The 15727-nt window shown below is 74.7% G+C and carries 17 protein-coding genes and 1 pseudogene; 9 read left to right on the top strand and 9 right to left on the bottom strand.

What is annotated here, in order from left to right:
• Positions 1-10: 10 nt before the first annotated feature.
• Both LN037_RS09410 and LN037_RS09405 read right to left on the bottom strand, forming a co-directional pair.
• Positions 11-514 carry a nucleotidyl transferase family protein gene (locus LN037_RS09410; RefSeq protein WP_230751683.1) on the bottom strand — a complete coding sequence of 168 codons (504 nt, stop codon included), beginning with the start codon at positions 512-514 and terminating at the stop codon, positions 11-13.
• Positions 511-1872, bottom strand: a complete 1362-nt coding sequence (locus LN037_RS09405) for an acyl-CoA dehydrogenase family protein (RefSeq protein ID WP_230751682.1) — start codon at positions 1870-1872, stop codon at positions 511-513. The genes LN037_RS09410 and LN037_RS09405 overlap by 4 nt, the downstream gene beginning before the upstream one ends.
• A gap of 297 nt (positions 1873-2169) precedes the next feature.
• Here LN037_RS09405 and LN037_RS09400 point away from each other — a divergent pair, with 297 nt between their 5' ends.
• Both LN037_RS09400 and LN037_RS09395 read left to right on the top strand, forming a co-directional pair.
• Positions 2170-2685: an isochorismatase family protein gene (locus tag LN037_RS09400; protein ID WP_230751681.1), complete on the top strand. Its 516-nt coding sequence runs from the start codon at positions 2170-2172 to the stop codon at positions 2683-2685.
• A gap of 113 nt (positions 2686-2798) precedes the next feature.
• Positions 2799-3617 (top strand): acyl-CoA thioesterase domain-containing protein, encoded by an 819-nt coding sequence (locus LN037_RS09395; protein WP_230751680.1) that lies wholly within the window; start codon positions 2799-2801, stop codon positions 3615-3617.
• Here the strand turns inward: LN037_RS09395 and LN037_RS09390 are convergent.
• The gene (locus LN037_RS09390; protein WP_230751679.1) at positions 3571-4233 is read right to left on the bottom strand and encodes a TetR/AcrR family transcriptional regulator; all 663 of its coding nucleotides are present in this window, start codon (positions 4231-4233) and stop codon (positions 3571-3573) included. The genes LN037_RS09395 and LN037_RS09390 overlap by 47 nt on opposite strands.
• A gap of 106 nt (positions 4234-4339) precedes the next feature.
• On the opposite strand from LN037_RS09390, the gene LN037_RS09385 reads away from it, so the two are divergent.
• Together LN037_RS09385 and LN037_RS09380 are read left to right on the top strand one after the other, a co-directional pair.
• On the top strand, positions 4340-5884 hold the full coding sequence (locus LN037_RS09385; RefSeq protein WP_230751678.1) for an acyl-CoA synthetase: 1545 nt from the start codon (positions 4340-4342) through the stop codon (positions 5882-5884).
• A complete protein-coding gene (locus LN037_RS09380) occupies positions 5871-6653 on the top strand; it encodes an enoyl-CoA hydratase/isomerase family protein (RefSeq protein ID WP_230751677.1) in 783 nt (260 codons plus the stop codon). The genes LN037_RS09385 and LN037_RS09380 overlap by 14 nt, the downstream gene beginning before the upstream one ends.
• 9 nt (positions 6654-6662) lie before the next feature.
• Here LN037_RS09380 and LN037_RS09375 read toward each other — a convergent pair whose 3' ends face one another.
• Positions 6663-7226 carry a TetR family transcriptional regulator gene (locus LN037_RS09375; RefSeq protein WP_230751676.1) on the bottom strand — a complete coding sequence of 188 codons (564 nt, stop codon included), beginning with the start codon at positions 7224-7226 and terminating at the stop codon, positions 6663-6665.
• An 87-nt stretch (positions 7227-7313) separates the two neighbouring features.
• Between LN037_RS09375 and LN037_RS09370 the strand changes: the two genes are divergently transcribed.
• Positions 7314-7622 carry a muconolactone Delta-isomerase family protein gene (locus LN037_RS09370; protein ID WP_230751675.1) on the top strand — a complete coding sequence of 103 codons (309 nt, stop codon included), beginning with the start codon at positions 7314-7316 and terminating at the stop codon, positions 7620-7622.
• Positions 7623-7823: 201 nt separating this feature from the next.
• Here LN037_RS09370 and LN037_RS09365 read toward each other — a convergent pair whose 3' ends face one another.
• Positions 7824-8243 (bottom strand): hypothetical protein, encoded by a 420-nt coding sequence (locus tag LN037_RS09365; protein WP_230751674.1) that lies wholly within the window; start codon positions 8241-8243, stop codon positions 7824-7826.
• Between the two features lie 312 nt (positions 8244-8555).
• On the opposite strand from LN037_RS09365, the gene LN037_RS33150 reads away from it, so the two are divergent.
• On the top strand, positions 8556-9215 hold the full coding sequence (locus LN037_RS33150) for a transglycosylase family protein (protein WP_372460410.1): 660 nt from the start codon (positions 8556-8558) through the stop codon (positions 9213-9215).
• 57 nt (positions 9216-9272) lie between these two features.
• Here LN037_RS33150 and LN037_RS09355 read toward each other — a convergent pair whose 3' ends face one another.
• From LN037_RS09355 to LN037_RS09345, 3 genes are all read right to left on the bottom strand, one after another.
• The gene (locus LN037_RS09355; RefSeq protein ID WP_230751673.1) at positions 9273-11183 is read right to left on the bottom strand and encodes an acetoacetate--CoA ligase; all 1911 of its coding nucleotides are present in this window, start codon (positions 11181-11183) and stop codon (positions 9273-9275) included.
• Positions 11184-11344: 161 nt separating this feature from the next.
• Complete coding sequence (locus LN037_RS09350) at positions 11345-11965, bottom strand: DUF5134 domain-containing protein (protein WP_230751672.1); 621 nt, start codon at positions 11963-11965, stop codon at positions 11345-11347.
• Entirely contained in the window at positions 11962-12579 is a 618-nt protein-coding gene (locus tag LN037_RS09345) for a TetR/AcrR family transcriptional regulator (RefSeq protein ID WP_230751671.1), read from the bottom strand. The genes LN037_RS09350 and LN037_RS09345 overlap by 4 nt, the downstream gene beginning before the upstream one ends.
• 64 nt (positions 12580-12643) lie before the next feature.
• On the opposite strand from LN037_RS09345, the gene LN037_RS09340 reads away from it, so the two are divergent.
• The 3 genes and pseudogenes from LN037_RS09340 to LN037_RS09330 all read left to right on the top strand — a co-directional run.
• Entirely contained in the window at positions 12644-12811 is a 168-nt protein-coding gene (locus LN037_RS09340) for a hypothetical protein (RefSeq protein ID WP_230751670.1), read from the top strand.
• A gap of 33 nt (positions 12812-12844) precedes the next feature.
• Positions 12845-13558, top strand: coding sequence for a hypothetical protein (locus tag LN037_RS09335; RefSeq protein WP_230751669.1), 714 nt, complete (start codon positions 12845-12847; stop codon positions 13556-13558).
• Between the two features lie 12 nt (positions 13559-13570).
• Positions 13571-14773: pseudogene (locus LN037_RS09330) on the top strand (linalool dehydratase/isomerase domain-containing protein); the annotation flags it as partial.
• Between the two features lie 10 nt (positions 14774-14783).
• Here LN037_RS09330 and LN037_RS09325 read toward each other — a convergent pair.
• Complete coding sequence (locus LN037_RS09325) at positions 14784-15677, bottom strand: FkbM family methyltransferase (RefSeq protein WP_230751668.1); 894 nt, start codon at positions 15675-15677, stop codon at positions 14784-14786.
• Positions 15678-15727: the final 50 nt, after the last annotated feature.

Below are 15727 nucleotides of genomic sequence, written 5' to 3'. Positions count from 1 at the left end.
CCGTACGCGATCAGAGCAGGCTCCTGAGGACGGGGACGGTCGACGCGGGCACCAGCCGCTCCCAGGACCCGTCGTCGAACCCGGCCCGGATGTCGGTCGCGTCGAGCTTCGCCCCCGGGTCGCCGTCGAGCACGGTCACCGCGTAGCCGCCGGCGCGCAGCTGCGCGGCCTTCTCCACCTCCCAGGCCGAGTACGCCCGCACGTAGTGCTGCGCGTCGAGCGGGACGTACTCACCCCAGACCTCGGGACGGGTGAGGTCGAACGGCACCACCGTCGCCGTCAGGCCGGCCCCCGCGAGAGCGGCCGTCAGCAGCCGGACCCGCTGGTGGAACGTGAACGGGTTCGCCGCGTCGGTGTGCCGGTGTTCCGAGGTGGCTTCCCGACGACGGGCCCCGCGGTCGGGGTTGGTCACGGCCACCACGAGCTCGTCGTGGTGGGCGAGCGCGTGGGCGAACAGCTCGAGGTGCTGGTCGTGCACCGGCTGGAAGCGGCCCGTGACGGCGGCGAGGGTCACCGCAGCAGGCCCCGCGCGATCGCGTTGCGCTGGATCTCGTCGGTCCCCGCCGGGATCCTGAGGTTCCGCGCGATGCGGAAGAGCTTCTCCTCCGGCGAGCCCTTCCGGAGTCCCGCGCCGCCGTGGACCTGCATCGCGCGGTCCGCGACCCGGAAGAACGCCTCGTCGTTGACCACCTTGAGCAGGCTCATCAGGCGCGGGCCGGCCGGGTCGAGCGGCACCGCGGCCGGGCCGCCGGGCAACGCCTCCAGGTCGACCTGCAGCTGCAGCGACGCCGCCCGCGCGGTGTACACGTCGGCGTCCATGTCGGCGAGCATGTGCGCGACGACCTGCTGCTCGGCGATCGGCCGACCGCCGACCGTCCGGGTGCGCGCCCGGCCGACGGCGCGCTCCAGCAGCCACTGCCCCCACCCGGCGCACATCCCGCCGCGGATCATCCGTCGCCAGTTGATCCACGTCATCGCCAGCGCGAACCCGTCGCCGGGCTGCCCCACCACGTCCTCGGCCGGGATGCGGACGCCGTCGAAGTGCAGTTCGCCGGTGAGGCCGTCGTCGAGCATCGTCGGGATGTCGCGGCCCCGGGTGACGCCGGGCGCGTTCGCGTCGACGAGGAACATCGTCAGGCTGCGCGTCCCGGCGCCGGGCTCGGTGACGGCGGTGACCTGGATGACGTCGCAGAAGTGCGCGTTGGTGATCCACGCCTTGTGGCCGTCGAGGATCCAGTCGTCGCCGTCCTGGCGCGCCCGCGTGGTGATGGCCAGGACGTCGGTGCCGACGCTCGGCTCGGTGTTCGCGAACGCGGCGGTGATCTCGGCGCGCTTCAGCGGGTCGACCCAGTGCTCGCGCGCGGCGGGCGTGCAGTACTCGATCGCGTCGTTCGGCCCCTCGGTCCATGCCAGGGCGGCGAGCCCGAGGCCGAGCCCGCTGCGGTGGTAGACGAACTCCTCGACGTGCTGCATCTCGGGGCGGGTGAACCGGGTGGTCCCCGGCCCGGGCACGTGCGGGGCGTACAGCCCGGCCGCCGCCGACCGGCGCTGCGCCTCCCGCCGGGCCTCCCACACCGCGGGGTGCATGCGGCCGGCGTCGTCGAGGTGTGGGTTGAACGGGGTGCCGACGTCCTGGCGCGCCAGCTCCTCCTCGAGCGGCCCGACCTCGATCTCCAGGAACGTGCCGAACCGCTCCCGGTAGTGCTGGACCCGCTCGGTCCACCCCGCTGCGACACGCAGCGGAGCGGAGCTGCCGCGCGGGACGCCGGCTGCTGCGGCACGCAGCGGAGCGGAGCTGCCGCGCGGGACGCCGGACGCTGCGGCACGCAGCGGAGCGGAGCTGCCGCGCGGGACGCCGGATGCAGTGGTCATGCCCGGTGATCTACCGCCTCCGGCCCGTGAGCGCCACCTCCACGTCGAGCAAGATCCCGACGCGCGGAGCGAAGTGCTCGCTCAGCGAGCACTTCGCTCCGCAGGTCCGGATCTTGCGCCACCAGCACCTCGCCCATCCCGACGGCGGGTCGACGTCCCGACCCGTCCCCCAAGATCCCAACGCGCCGCGCGAAGTGCTCGCCCAGCGACCACATCGCTCCGCAGGTCCGGATCGTGCGCCGGCGGCCCACGGGACGACCGGTTCGGATCCTGCCGACTCGCGGCTACGTTGGCGGCATGCCGGCGCTCACCGCGGAGGACTCGGTCCTGCTCGTCGTCGACCTGCAGGAGCGGCTGATGCCGGCGATCTCCGGCGCGCCCGAGGTGCTGCGCAACGCCGGGCGGCTCGTCCGCGCGGCGACCCTGCTCGACGTCCCCGTCACCACCACCGAGCAGGAGCCGACGAAGCTCGGGCCCACCGTGGCTGAGATCGCGGACCTGCTGCCCGGACCCGCCGTCACGAAGTCGACCTTCGCGGCGGAGCTGGAGCTGCCCCGGCCACGGGCCGTGGTGTGCGGGTGCGAGGCGCACGTGTGCGTGCTCCAGACCGTGCTCGCGCTGCGCGCCGCGGGGCACGACGTGGCCGTGGTGGCCGACGCGGTCGGCAGCCGGGCGCCGGAGAACCGCGACGCCGCGGTCGCACGGATGCGCGACCACGGCGTCGAGGTGGTGACCACCGAGATGGTGGTGTTCGAGTGGCTCGGTGCCAGCACGAATCCCGCGTTCCGCGAGGTCCAGGCGTTGATCAGGTAGCCGACTGCGGGCGCCGCCGTCACGAGAGGGACCCGCAGGCGTCGTCAGGGCCTGACAGGGGCGCCGCATCGTCGGGTCGAGCGCGGCCGGCGGCGGCTGCGAAGATCGCCCGCGTGACCACCAGACCCACGGCGTTCTTCCGGGCCGACGGCGACGAGCTGACGCCGCTGCGGCGGGCGACGAGCGGGTGGGGCGGGCCGGACGGGCCGGGGCAGGCGCGCGGGACGGCGGTCAGCGGGATCCTGGCCCGCGGCGCCGAGCGCGCCGCCGCGCAGCTCGAGAAGCCCGAACGCTTCCGGCCGGTGCGCTGGAGCGTCGACCTGTTCCGGCCGGGCGGGATGGTGCCGAGCCGGGTCGAGGCGACGGTCGTGCGGGGCGGCCGGCGCCTGCGCCTGATCGACGTGGCCCTGGTGCAGGCGTCCGGGACGGTGGCGCGCGGGTCCCTGCTGCTGCTGGCCACCGGTGGCCCGACGGCGGGGACGACGTGGACGGCGCCGCTGCCCGCGGTGCCCGCGCCGCCGCCCGCCGACCTGGTCCCCGATCCCGACGAGCCGACGCTCTACCGCGCCGACGGGGACTGGACCACCGACCGCCGGCAGGAGAACGCGGCCCGGAAGGCGACCTGGTTCCCGGCCGCGCCGATCGTCGAGGGCGAGGAGCCGAGCGGGTTCGCGCACCTGGCGGCGATCGCCGACGCGGCCAACCTGACGTCGAGCTGGGGCACGCTCGGCGTGGAGTACATCAACGCGGACCTGACGCTGACGATCGCGCGCGTCCCCGACGCCGGGGACGGGGTCGGCGTGTTCGCGGAGTCCCGCGTCGAGTCCGACGGCATCGCCCTCGGCACCGTGACGATGTTCGACCGCCACGGCGCCCTGGGGAGCGTCACGATTGCGACGCTCGCGAACGGCGACCAGGTGGTCCAGCCGTAGCGCCGGCCTCCCCCTCGTCGCTCGCGAGGTAGAGCCGGACGAGCCGCTTCCAGACCCCGAGCAGCGGGTCGGCGGACCGGTCACGGGCCTCGAAGGTGTAGGTCAGCGCGGCGCCCCGCAGGCTGGTGAGCAGCACGGAGACGAAGTCGCCGAACCACGGGCGGCCCGCGAGGTCGGGCCCGAACATCTCCGCGACGGCAGCCCGGATGGCGCGGCCCAGCTCGCGTTCGCGGGGGGCGAGGGCAGCCGCGAGATCGGGGTGGTTCTTCGCGGCCACCCACAGCTCGACGGTCGCGGCGAACAGCGTGCCGTGGTGGGAGTTCCACAACGCGTCGATCGAGGCGTCGACGTCGCCGCGTGCGAAGGGCGGCGCGTCGAGGGTGGCGGTCCGTGCGGCGGCGAGGTGCTGCACGGCCGCGACGAGCAGGTGCTCCCGGGAGGGGAACTGGTGCAGGAGGCTGCCCCGCGAGACCCCGGACCGGCCCTGGATCCGCGCGGTGGTGGCGGCCGCGTAGCCGTCCTCGGCCAGGCAGGCGACCGCGGCCGCGAGGATCCGCTCGCGGGTCTCCCAGGCGCGCTGCTGCACCGGGAGCGGGGCGTTCGGAGAGGCCGGCACGCGCCCACCGTAGGCGGAACCTGCGGCTCGGACTAGTACGCCTTGACTATTTCCTGACGACGGGTGTGAAGTGGGGCACCCCGCACTCGACCCAGAGGTGACCCCGATGCGCCTGACCCAGGGGCCGGCCCGCGCGGCCCAGCAGACCCCCGACCTCGCCGCCACCGTGTTCGGGGGACGCACCCGCACCTGGCGGGAGAGCCTCGACCGGGTCGCCCGGTTCGCCGCGGCACTGCGCTCGCTCGGGGTGCAGGCCGGCGACCGCGTGGCGATCCTGTCGCTCAACCGGGACGACTACCACGAGGTCCAGCTGGCGGTGCCGTGGTCGGGGGGCGTGACGGTCCCGGTCAACACGCGCTGGAGCGTCGAGGAGATCGCCTTCTCCCTCGCCGACTCGGGCACCCGGGTCCTGATCGTCGAGCACACCTTCCGGGACCTGGTCCCCGGCATCCTCGAGCGGGCACCCGTCGTCGGGACCGTGATCCACTGCGGCGAGGGCGTTCCCGACGGCGAGCTCGGGTACGACGACCTGATCGCCCGCCACGACCCGGCGCCGGACGCGCTGCGGGGCGGCGACGACCTGGCGGCGATCTACTACACCGGCGGCACGACGGGGCGCCCCAAGGGCGTCATGCTCAGCCACGCGAACCTGCTCAGCTCGGCGCTGGGCACCGCCGCGACGGAGCACTTCCTGCTGCCCGGCGGGCGGCTGCTGCACGCCGCACCGATGTTCCACCTCGCGGACGGGGCCGCCTGGGTGGCGCGCAACGTCGTCGGCGGGACGCACGTGATCGTGCCCGGGTTCGACCCGGTCGGGGTCGCGGCCGCCGTGGCCGAGCACGAGGTCACCGACGCCCTGCTGGTCCCGACGATGGTGCAGATGCTGGTCGACTCCGCGGACGCCGCGTCCTACGACCTCTCCAGCTTCCAGCGGGTGATCTACGGCGCGAGTCCGATCAGCGAGGCCGTCCTCGACCGGGCGGCGAAGCGGCTGCCCACGGCCGAGTTCACCCAGCTCTACGGCATGACCGAGCTGTCGCCGGTGTGCACGATCCTCACCCCGGACGACCACGGCCACGACGGGCTCCGCCGCTCCGCCGGGCGGGCGGCCCCGCACAGCGAGGTCCGCGTGGTCGACCCCGACGACCGGGAGGTGCCGCCGGGCACGGTCGGCGAGATCGTCTCACGCGGCCCGCACGTGATGCTGGGCTACTGGAACCGCCCCGAGGAGACCGCCACCGCGCTGCGCGGCGGGTGGATGCACACCGGTGACGGCGGGTTCCTCGACGAGCACGGCTACCTGTTCGTCGTCGACCGGATCAAGGACATGATCGTCTCGGGCGGGGAGAACGTGTACTCCGCGGAGGTCGAGAACGCGCTGGCCCGCCACCCCGCGGTCAGCAGCTGCGCGGTGATCGGCGTCCCGGACGAGCAGTGGGGCGAGCGGGTGCACGCGGTCGTCGTCGCCGCTGTCGGGACGTCGACGACCGCGGACGAGCTGCGCGAGCACTGCCGGGCGCTGATCGCCGGCTACAAGTGCCCCCGCAGCGTCGAGTTCGTCGACGCCTTGCCGATGTCCGGCGCCGGGAAGATCCTCAAGCGCGAACTCCGCGCGCCCTACTGGGAGACGGCCGGGCGTGGCGTCTCCTGACCCGGTCCGGCTGACCGTCGACCACCGCCGGGTCGCGGTCGTCGAGCTGCACCGTCCCGACGCGGCCCACAGCATCGACCTCGCGACCGCGACCGCCCTGGCGGAGGCGGTGCACCGGGCCGCCGACGCCCGGGTGATCGTCCTGCGCAGCAGCGGACGGTTCTTCTGCGCCGGGGGCGACCTGTCGTCGTTCACCGGCGACGTCGCTCCGCGCCTGCAGGAGACCGCCGAGGCCTTCCACGGCGCCGTCCGGGCGCTCGCGGCGGCGGACGCCCCGGTGATCGCCCGCGTCCAGGGGACCGCGGCCGGCGCGGGCCTGTCGCTGGTCGCCGGCGCGGACGTCGCGGTCGCCGCCGAGGAGGCGAGCTTCGTGTTCGCCTACGGCGCGGCGGGCCTCTCCCCCGACGGCGGCGCCTCGTACTTCCTGCCCCGCCTCATCGGCGCCCGCCGGACCTACGAGCTCGCCCTGACCAACCGCCGCCTCGACGCCGCGACCGCCGCGGAGTGGGGACTCGTGAACCGGGTCGTGCCGGCAGCGGACCTCGACGACGCCGTCGAGGAGTACGTCGGGGCGGCCCTGCGCGGGTCGGCCGGGTCCCTCGGGGCCGTCAAGCACCTCGTCGCGACGAGCCCGGACGCGACGTTGGACGAGCAGCTCGACCGGGAGTCGGCCGCGCTGTTCGCCCGCGGGGCCTCGGCCGACGGCCGGGAGGGCATCGCGGCCTTCCTCGCGAAGCGGGCGCCCGTCTTCGGAGGCGCGGCCGGGTGACGATCCGGACTACGAGGACGTGATCGCCCCGAGCGTCGCCAGGAGCTCGTCGGCGAGCGCGGGCAGGTCCTCGTCCTCCGTCGCGTCGAGCCAGCGCTCGTAGGCGGTCAGGAACACCTGGACCCCCACCCGGGCGGCCAGCTCGGCGACGGCCCCGTCGACGCCCCGCTGCGCGAGCGCGTCGGCCACGTCGACCGCCATGGCGTGCTGCTTCGTCAGGTCGCGCTCACGGAGCTCCGGGTTGGCGGCGATGACGGCCTGGCGCTCCCGCAGGGAGGAGCGCGGGGCGAGGCCCTCCCAGTCGAACTGCGCCAGCACCCGGACGACGACGCCGAGCGGCTCGGCGACCTCGGGCGCGCGGAGGATCCCCTCCACCAGGGCCGTCCGCACGGCGTCCGCGTCGGCGAACAGGACCTCGCGCTTGTCCGGGAAGTAGCGGAAGAACGTGCGGTTGGTGACGCGGGCCCGGCGCGCGATCTCGACGACGCTCGTCGCGTCGAACCCCTGCTCGCGGAACAGCTGCAGGGCGGCCGCCGTCAGGCGTTCCTCGCTGCCCTGCTCCCACCGCGGCACGATGCCGACGATACCGAGTGATGACACGCCATGACATCAAGGGCTAGCGTGATGTCACACCGTGCCATCACACCCCGGGAGAACACCGTGGACCACCTCGTGACGGCGACCCCGACCGGAGGCCTGCTCGAGCTCGCCGCCGAGGAGCGGGACGCACTGATGACCCGGGAGCGCCAGGTCGCCACGGCGCTCGTCGACGCGGGCGTGATCGTCTGGATGTGGCGGCTCCCGGAGAGCGGGACCAGCGTGACGATCTGGAACGCCGAGAGCCGCGAGGACCTCGACGCGCACCTGCGCACGCTGCCGGTCCTCCCCTACAACGACCTCGAGATCACCGCTCTGGCCCTCCACCCCGCCTTCCCGACTCCCCTACGCGCCGCGGCACGGCCGGCGTGACGCCGACCGGTACGCGGCGCCCCTCGGCGTCGGAGGGCCCAGAATCTCGGCGAGCGGGGCCGGCCGACACGTGCGCCGGAGTCCGCCGGGACCGGACCACCGCCGGTGATCGCGTCGCGCAGGGCGCCCACGTGGCTCGCACACCGGCCCGCGGGGCCCGGTCATCGCCCAGCTCCCCGCGGCCGCCTGCGTGCGCCACCGTCAGCCGGCGCCCCCGCACGCCGCCTCGTCGGACGAGGGTCCGAGCGGGTCGGTGGCGTCCACCGCGAAGACCCGCCCGTCCGGCGCGCGGAGCTCGCAGCTCAGGGTCGTGCGCGGGTTCCGGTCGGGCGGCCCCGCGACCCGCGCCCAGACCCAGTTGCCGTTCTCGTGGGGCACGGGCAGGACGGCGGTCGGACGCTCCGGGGACAGTTCCACCGGGGTCGCGTCGATGCCCTCCCCCGTCAGCCCGGACGGGCTGCGCTGACGGACGTCGAACCACACCGTCATCGGCGTCCCGGTCTCGGCGGACACGGTCAGCGTGTTCGGCGGTCCGGAGTCGGTGACGGCGGCGCACCCGGCCAGGAGGCAGGCCCCGGCCCCGCACAGCGCGGCGAGTCCCGTCACGAGCGTCCTGGTCACCGGGGCCTCCCGCCTCGACGTCAGCGTCCGTCCGCCACCGTGCAGCGAGGACGGCCGCGGGGCATCGGCTCGGCGGGGCACATCCGGACGACCACCCTCCGCCCGTGAGGTCGGCGCCGGGCCCGCTCGGCGCAGGCCGGCGCGCCGAGCGGATCTCCCTGAGGCGACGGCGGGGCATCCGGCTCCGCCCGCTGCGCCCTTCGGCCGCGTCCCCGGTCGCCGGTCGCGTCCCGGACGCAGATCGGCGCAGCCGCCCGCCTCCGGCTCTCAGGATCGCCGGGTCACGCCGGAGGAGATCCCTACCGTCGCGCCGTGCCGAAACACCGCGCTCCCCGCGCCGCCACCCCGCTCCGTCGGACCGTGGTCGCCACCACCACCGGGCCGCCGGCCCTCGCCGCCCTCGGGGCGGTCGTCGCCCCCGCCGCCCAGGCCGCGCCGTCGGTGAACTGGGACGCGATCGCGCAGTGCGAGTCCTCGGGCAACTGGGCCGCGAACACCGGGAACGGGTTCTCCGGCGGCCTGCAGTTCACGCCGTCGACGTGGAAGGCGTTCGGCGGCACGGGCTCGGCCCACAACGCGTCCCGCGAGGAGCAGATCGCGGTGGCCGAGCGCGTGCTCGACGGGCAGGGCATCGGGGCGTGGCCGGTGTGCGGGAAGAAGGGCGGGACGCCCTCGTCCGGCTCGTCGTCCGGCTCGTCCGGCTCGTCCTCCGGGACGACGACGAAGGCGAGCACGAAGGACACCTCGACCGCGAAGCGGTCCTCCGGGTCGACCCCGAAGCGCAGCGTCCCCGCGAAGCAGGCCGCGAGCGGAACCGGCGGCTACACGGTGAAGGCCGGGGACACGCTCTCCTCGATCGCCGGCGCGCAGGGCATCTCCGGCGGATGGCGCTCCCTGGCCGACGCCAACCCGGACATCGCGACGAGCCCCGACCTGATCTTCCCGGGCCAGTCCCTCACGATGCCGGCCTGACGGCCCGCTGCCTCTCCCGACGACGGGTCCGCGACCGGCGCAGGTCGCGGAGCCACCTCAGCGGGACGCCCGCTCCGCGAACGCGGTCAGCGCGGACGGGTCGTCGACGGCCCCCGGGCTCGCGACCTCCTCGACCGGCCGGCCCCGCAGGATCTGCTTCACCGGCTTCTCCAGCTTCTTGCCGGTCATCGTGCGGGGGACGGCAGGGACGGCCTCGATGACGTCGGGCAGGTGGCGCGGCGAGAGCTCGGACTTCAGTGCCCGTCGGATCCGGCCGAGCAATCCCTCGTCGAGCTCGCCTCCCCCGGCGACGACGACGAAGAGCAGCAGCTCTCCCGGCCCGCCGTCGGAGGCCTCGAGGTGGACGACGAGCGAGTCGGCGACCTCCGGGAGCTCCTCGACGACGCTGTAGAACTCGGCGGTGCCCAGCCGCACGCCGCCGCGGTTGAGCGTGGCGTCCGAGCGGCCGGTGATCACGAAGCTGCCGCGGGAGGTGCGGATCGCCCAGTCGCCGTGGCGCCACACGCCGGGGAACTCGTCGAAGTAGGACTCGCGGTAGCGCTCGTCGTCGGGGTCGTTCCAGAAGCGGACCGGCATCGACGGCATCGGGCGGCGGATCACCAGCTCCCCGACCTCGTCGACGATCTCGCGGCCGGACTCGTCGAAGACGGTGACGTCGACGCCGAGGCACGGCCCGGCCAGCTCGCCCCGGTACACCGGCAGCCACGGGTTGCCGGCGACGAAGCCGGAGCCGACGTCGGTGCCGCCGCTCATCGAGTTGACGAGCACCCGGGGGCCGAGCTGCGCGGCGGCCCAGTCGAACCCGTCGTCGGGAAGGGGCGATCCGGTGATCCCGAGCAGGCGCAGCGACGACAGGTCGCGCCCCGACCGCGGCTCGACCCCGGCCTTGCGGCAGGCCATGAGGTAGGCGGGGCTGGTGCCGAGGTGGGTGAGCCGGGCGTCGGCGGCGATGGCCCACTGCGCGGTGAGGTCGGGGTACAGGAAGTTGCCGTCGACGAGCACGATCGCCGCCCGGCACAGCAGCCCGGAGACGAGGATCGGCCACATCGTCCAGGCCGTCGTCGTGAACCAGCAGAAACGGTCGCCGGGGCGCAGGTCGAGCGCCAGGGAGTGGTTCTTGAGGTGCTCGAGCAGGATGCCGCCGTGCCCGTGGACGATCGCCTTGGGCAGCCCGGTGGTGCCGGAGGAGAACAGCACGGTGAGCGGGTGGTCGAACGGCACCGGCTCGAAGGCGAGCTCACCCGGCTCCGCGAGCAGGTCGTCCCAGCTCAGGGCGTCGGGGACCTCCTGGGCACCGTAGGGCACCGCCACCACGTGGCGCACGGTCGGCAGGCCCGCCCGGATCGTCGCGACGTCGGCGGTCTTGTCGATCGGCTTGTCGCCGTAGACGTAGCCGCCGATCGTCAGGAGCACGGTCGGCTCGACCTGCGCGAACCGGTCGATCACGCTGCGCGCGCCGAACTCCGGGGCGCACGCGGCCCAGATCGCGCCCAACGACGCGCAGGCGAGGTAGGCGACGACCGCCTCGGGGATGTTCGGCAGGAACCCGACCACCCGGTCGTCGCGCCCGACGCCGAGCCGCTGCAGGCCCGCGCGGCACCGGGCCACCCGGTCGGTGAGCTCGCCGAAGGTCAGCTCCTGCTTCTCGCGGGTCTGCGAGTAGGCGACGACGGCGGTCTCCTGCAGATCTCCCCGCAGCAGGTGGGAGGCGTAGTTGATCGCGCTGCCCGGGAACCACGTCGCGCCCGGCATCTCCCGGGAGGCGAGGACCTCGTCGGAGAGGCCCTCCACCCCGAAGTGGTCGCGGATCGCGCGCCAGAACCCGTCGAGGTCCTCGACCGACCAGCGGTGGAGCTCGGCGAAGTCGGCGAACGACCGGTCCAGGCCCGCCAGGAACTCCCCCAGGGCGGTCCCGTCGAGGGGGCCGGCGTCTCGGATCACGGTCATCGCGTCACGCTCCGTGGGCGTCGTTGCGGCAGGGGACGGCTCGGCACGAGCGTCGCCGTCGTGGCGACGCTAGGCCGCCGAGTGCCCCGTGTGGTGCTCAGGATTCCTGTGCACCACACACGGCATGCCATGACCCAGCCACTCCGTGGGGCACCGGGCCGCTACCCCGTGGCGAGCAGCATCGCGACCATGCCCACGTCCATGACGACGTGCGGGACGGTGCCCACCCGCAGGGTCCGGACGTCGGCGCGCGGCGCCGGCGCCGGCGCCGGCGCCGGCGGACCAGTGGGGACCGGGACCGGCTCGGGTGCCAGGGCGAGCTGCGGCGCGAGCAGCACGACGGCCGTCGTCGCGATCGCATCGAGGGCGAAGAGCACCGCGAGCACCCAGGCCGCCGCGCCGGGACCCGCATCGGCCATGTCCATCCCCGCCATGTCGCCCGCGTGGCTCCCGGCGAGCTCCGCGTAGAGCATCGCCCCGGCCGCGACCAGGTGGAACAGGTGAGCGGGACGGGCCGCACCCGGACCTCGGACCAGCAGGACCGCGAACGCGAGCCCGAGGACCACGAGGACACCCACCGCGGCCGCGCGCACCGCGCCGGTCCACCAGGGGGTCAGCATCAGCGCCATGACCAGGTTCATCACGAGGTGCCCGGTCTCGGCGCCCCGCCCGGTCACGTAGCGGTCGACGCTCCGGCCGCGGACGAGCTGGACCGCGCTGACGGCGGCCGCGGCGAGCAGGGCGACCAGGAGCAGCCGGTCCAGCGCGGGCGACCCGGTCACCTCGCGCCCCCGAGCGGACCGGGGACGTCGCGCGCCCCGAGCTCGGCGAGCGCGTCGATCACCCGCCGCCGCCCGAGCTCGAGCTCGCCGCCGAGCCAGGCGCAGAGGACCTCGGTGGTGCCCGCGATGACGTGCCGGGCGGCGAGCCGGGCCAGGGGGTCGGTCGGGTCCCGGCGGAGCACGTTGGTCAGCCAGAACTCGGCGTAGCGCGCGAACGTGCGGTCGCGGTGGGGGCGCAGGGTGCCGTGCCCGGCGGCCTCGACGTAGAGCCGGGCGAGCCGCCGGTCGTCGGCGAGGAGGTCGGTGAGCTCCCCGACGGCGGCCCGGGACCGGTCGAGCCGGGTCGGCCCCGCCACGAGCAGGGCGGCCACGATGCGGCGGTTCACCGTGCGGAAGAGCTCCTCGAGCACGGCGACGAGCAGGGCGTCCCGGTCGGGGAAGCTCTCGTAGAAGTACCGCTTCGTCAGGCCGGCCCGCGCACAGACCTGCTCGACGGTCACCGCCGCGACCCCCTGGTCGGCGACGACGTCCAGGCAGGCCTCGCGGAGCTGCCGGTCGCGTCGGCGGCGGCGCTCGTCGGCGCTCAGGCCGCGGTAGAGCCGGGTCTCCGTCACCCCCTCATGTTGACACGCCTGCGTTCCAGTTGGTCAGATGGCATCTGACACAGCGACGTATCAGATGACGGGAGGGGCCGGGATGGCGTGCTGCGTGGCGGCCGGACTGCTCATCGCGTTCGTGCGTCGGCAGTGGTTCCGCCTGTTCCCGGGACGCGCCCCCGAGCAGGCCGGGTTCGCGCCGCCCGCCCGTCGCGAGGCACCGACCACGACCGCCGTCAGGAAGGCCTGAGACGAGATGAGTGCCGCGGAGTTGCCGGGACCGGTGACCACCACCGCCCCGACCGGCCGGGCCGGCGACCGCCGGACGACCGTGCTGCTGCCCGACGTGGCCGCCCTCGGCCCGGTGACGGCGCGCCGGATGCGTCGGGCGGTCGCCGTGTACGCGGTGTTCTGGGTGCTCGGCTCACTGCCCGGGTGGCTCGGCGCGACACCCGCGCCGACGAGCTTCGGGCTGGGGCTCGTCCTGCCCGGCGGGGGCTTCCTCTACGGCGGCTCCCCCGTGCTCGCCGCGGTGGCCCTCCTGGTGTTCCTGCTGGCGCTCGTCGTCTGGTGGTTCGCCGGGCCCGTGGTCCTGCCGCCGGTCGTGTGGGTCGTGGGCGCCGGGCTGTCGGCGCTCGCCGTCGACCCCACCAAGGTCGTCCCGACGATGCGCACGGCCGTCCCGGCCGCGGTGGTCGTGCTGCTCGTGGCGGCGGTCGTCGTGCACCGCGGGCGCCACGCGGCCCAGCGGCGCACCCGGGACCGGCTCAACGCCGAGCTCGCGCGGACCGACTTCCTGATCACCGGTCCGCCGGCCCTCGCGAGCGACCTGCCCGTCGTCGAGAGCTCCGCCGACGACCTCGCGCACCTGCGTTACGCGCTGGACATGGCCCTGCAGCCGGTGGACGAGTTCCGGGGCTTCACGATCCTCGACCAGTACCGCGAGGCCGCCCTGCGCTATCAGCTGACGGCGCTGTGCAACGGCGTCGCGATGTAGCAGTTCACCCGGACCCCGGCCTTCTCCGGGTACCTGGCCGAGGCCCAGCGGAACGCGATCGAGAAGGTCCTGCTGCGCAAGGTCTGGGGCTACTGGGCGGCCGAGAACCTCTGGGGCAACCTCTCGACCAACCGCGACCCGCTCGACACCGACGAGAACATCATGCTCTCGGGCTGGCACGGGACGATGGTCGGCGCGTACTCGGTGCTCAACGACGACCGCTACTCCGCGCCCGGCGGACTGACCTACCGGTGGTCCGACGACGAGGCCTACGCGCACGACTTCCACGCGCTGGCCGGACAGATCCACCGCAGCATGCTCGCCTCGGACTACGCGCTGATCCCGTGCGAGCCGAACTGGATCTACACCGTCTGCAACACCTTCGGCATCAACACGCTGCTCGCGCACGACGCGGTGCACGGCACGGCGTTGTTCGAGGACGTCCGCGACCGGCTGCACCACGCCTACGAGCACGAGTTCCTGCGCCCGGACGGGCGGATCGTCGGCGTCCGGGCCCGGCACCTCGGCCTGTCCTGGAACTTCTGGGCGGGCGCCGCCGTGCAGCTCAACACCACGTTCTGGCTGCACGCGGGGTTCCCCGACCTCGCGCAGCGGGCCTGGTGGCTGCTGCGGGAGCGGGAGCTGGACACCACCGACGGGCTGCCGGCCCTCCCCCTCGGCCTGGTCTCGCGCCTCGATCCCGGCAACTACACGCTCGGCCGCGACACGCTCGGGCTGATCGGGATCACCATGGCCGCCCGCGAGGTCGGCGACGAGGAGACGGCCGCCGCGGCGGCGGCCCGGCTCGCCGACCGCGAGCCGGTCGAGGAGCGCCACGGCGCCCGCCGGTACGCCGACTCCTCACCACTGGTCAACTTCTACGGCGTGCTCGGACGCTTCGGGCGCGCGGGCGGCCTGCGCGACCTGCTCGGCCACGGCGCCGTGCCCGAGGCCTGGCGCAACGGCCCGCGCCTGGCCGAGGTCGCCTACCCCGACGTGCTCGTCGCCCGCGCGGTCACCGACGGGAACGCCCTCGACCTCGTCCTGCGCCCCGGCGACGGCCCGGTGCGGACCACCCTCGCGGTCGACCGGCTCGTCCCCGGGCGGACCTACGCCGCACTGGGCACGACCGCCGACACGGTCACGGCGGACGGGTCGGGGCGCGCCCTGCTCGAGGTCGACCTCGGCGCGCGGCACGAGGTCCGGCTGCACTGAGCGCGCGGGCTCAGCGGGTCCGGCGCCAGAAGCTGTTGTACGGGGTCAGCTTGTCGACGAACGTCCAGCCGGTGGCCTGCAGGTACCCGACGACGGCGTGGTCGACGAAGTCCTCCACCAGCAGCAGCGCCTCGGCGGCCCCCGTCGTCGTCGCGAGGGCGCCGTCGAGGGCCGGGACCTCGTAGCCCTCGACGTCGAGCTTGAGCACGACGACGTCGTCGGCGCGGACCTCCGGCAGGTCCGCGAGCGTGGCGTCGACGGTCGTCACGGCGACCTGCTCGCGGCGCGCGCCGCCCACGAGGTCGGCGCGGACGCCGCTGCTGCCGGGCTCCTCCGCGTCGAAGGTGAGCAGCAGGCGGTCCACCGACCCGTCGCCGCACGCGACCCGCACGCGGTGCACACGGTCGGCGACGCCGTTGAGCTCGACGTTGCGGGCGAGCAGGTCGTGCGAGTCGTAGGCCGGCTCGAACGCGACGACCGTGACCGCGGGATCGTGCCGCGCGACCGTGACGGTGTAGGTCCCGAGGTCGGCCCCGATGTCGAGGAAGGTGACCGTCCGGCCCGCGGCGCGGTAGCGGTCGAGCTCGGCGAGCAGGCGGTCGACGTCGGGCCGCTCGAAGGCGGGCGAGGCGCAGGCGGCGTCGATGGTGCCGGGCCGCACGGCGAAGCGGCCGAAGCGGGAGTCGACCTCGTCGATGCCCAGCCCCCGCAGCGGGGCCGGCCGGCGTCCGGCGAACCGCGCGACGGAGTACGACCACTCGTAGGCGGTGAGCCGCAGCCGGTGCGAGCGGACGTCGGTGACCATGCCGACCGTCTTGTCCTTCACGTAGGAGGCGACGAACCGGGCCCGGTCACGATGCCGGAAGCCGAAGGGACGCGACGGAGCCGGCAACGAAGTCGTCATGCGCCGAATGTCGCAGGATGGCGCCGTCGACGTTAGGCCGATCGCGTGAG

This window comes from Actinomycetospora soli (assembly GCF_021026295.1).
GTDB lineage: Bacteria > Actinomycetota > Actinomycetes > Mycobacteriales > Pseudonocardiaceae > Actinomycetospora > Actinomycetospora soli.
This window is presented reverse-complemented; position numbering and strand designations above follow the sequence as displayed.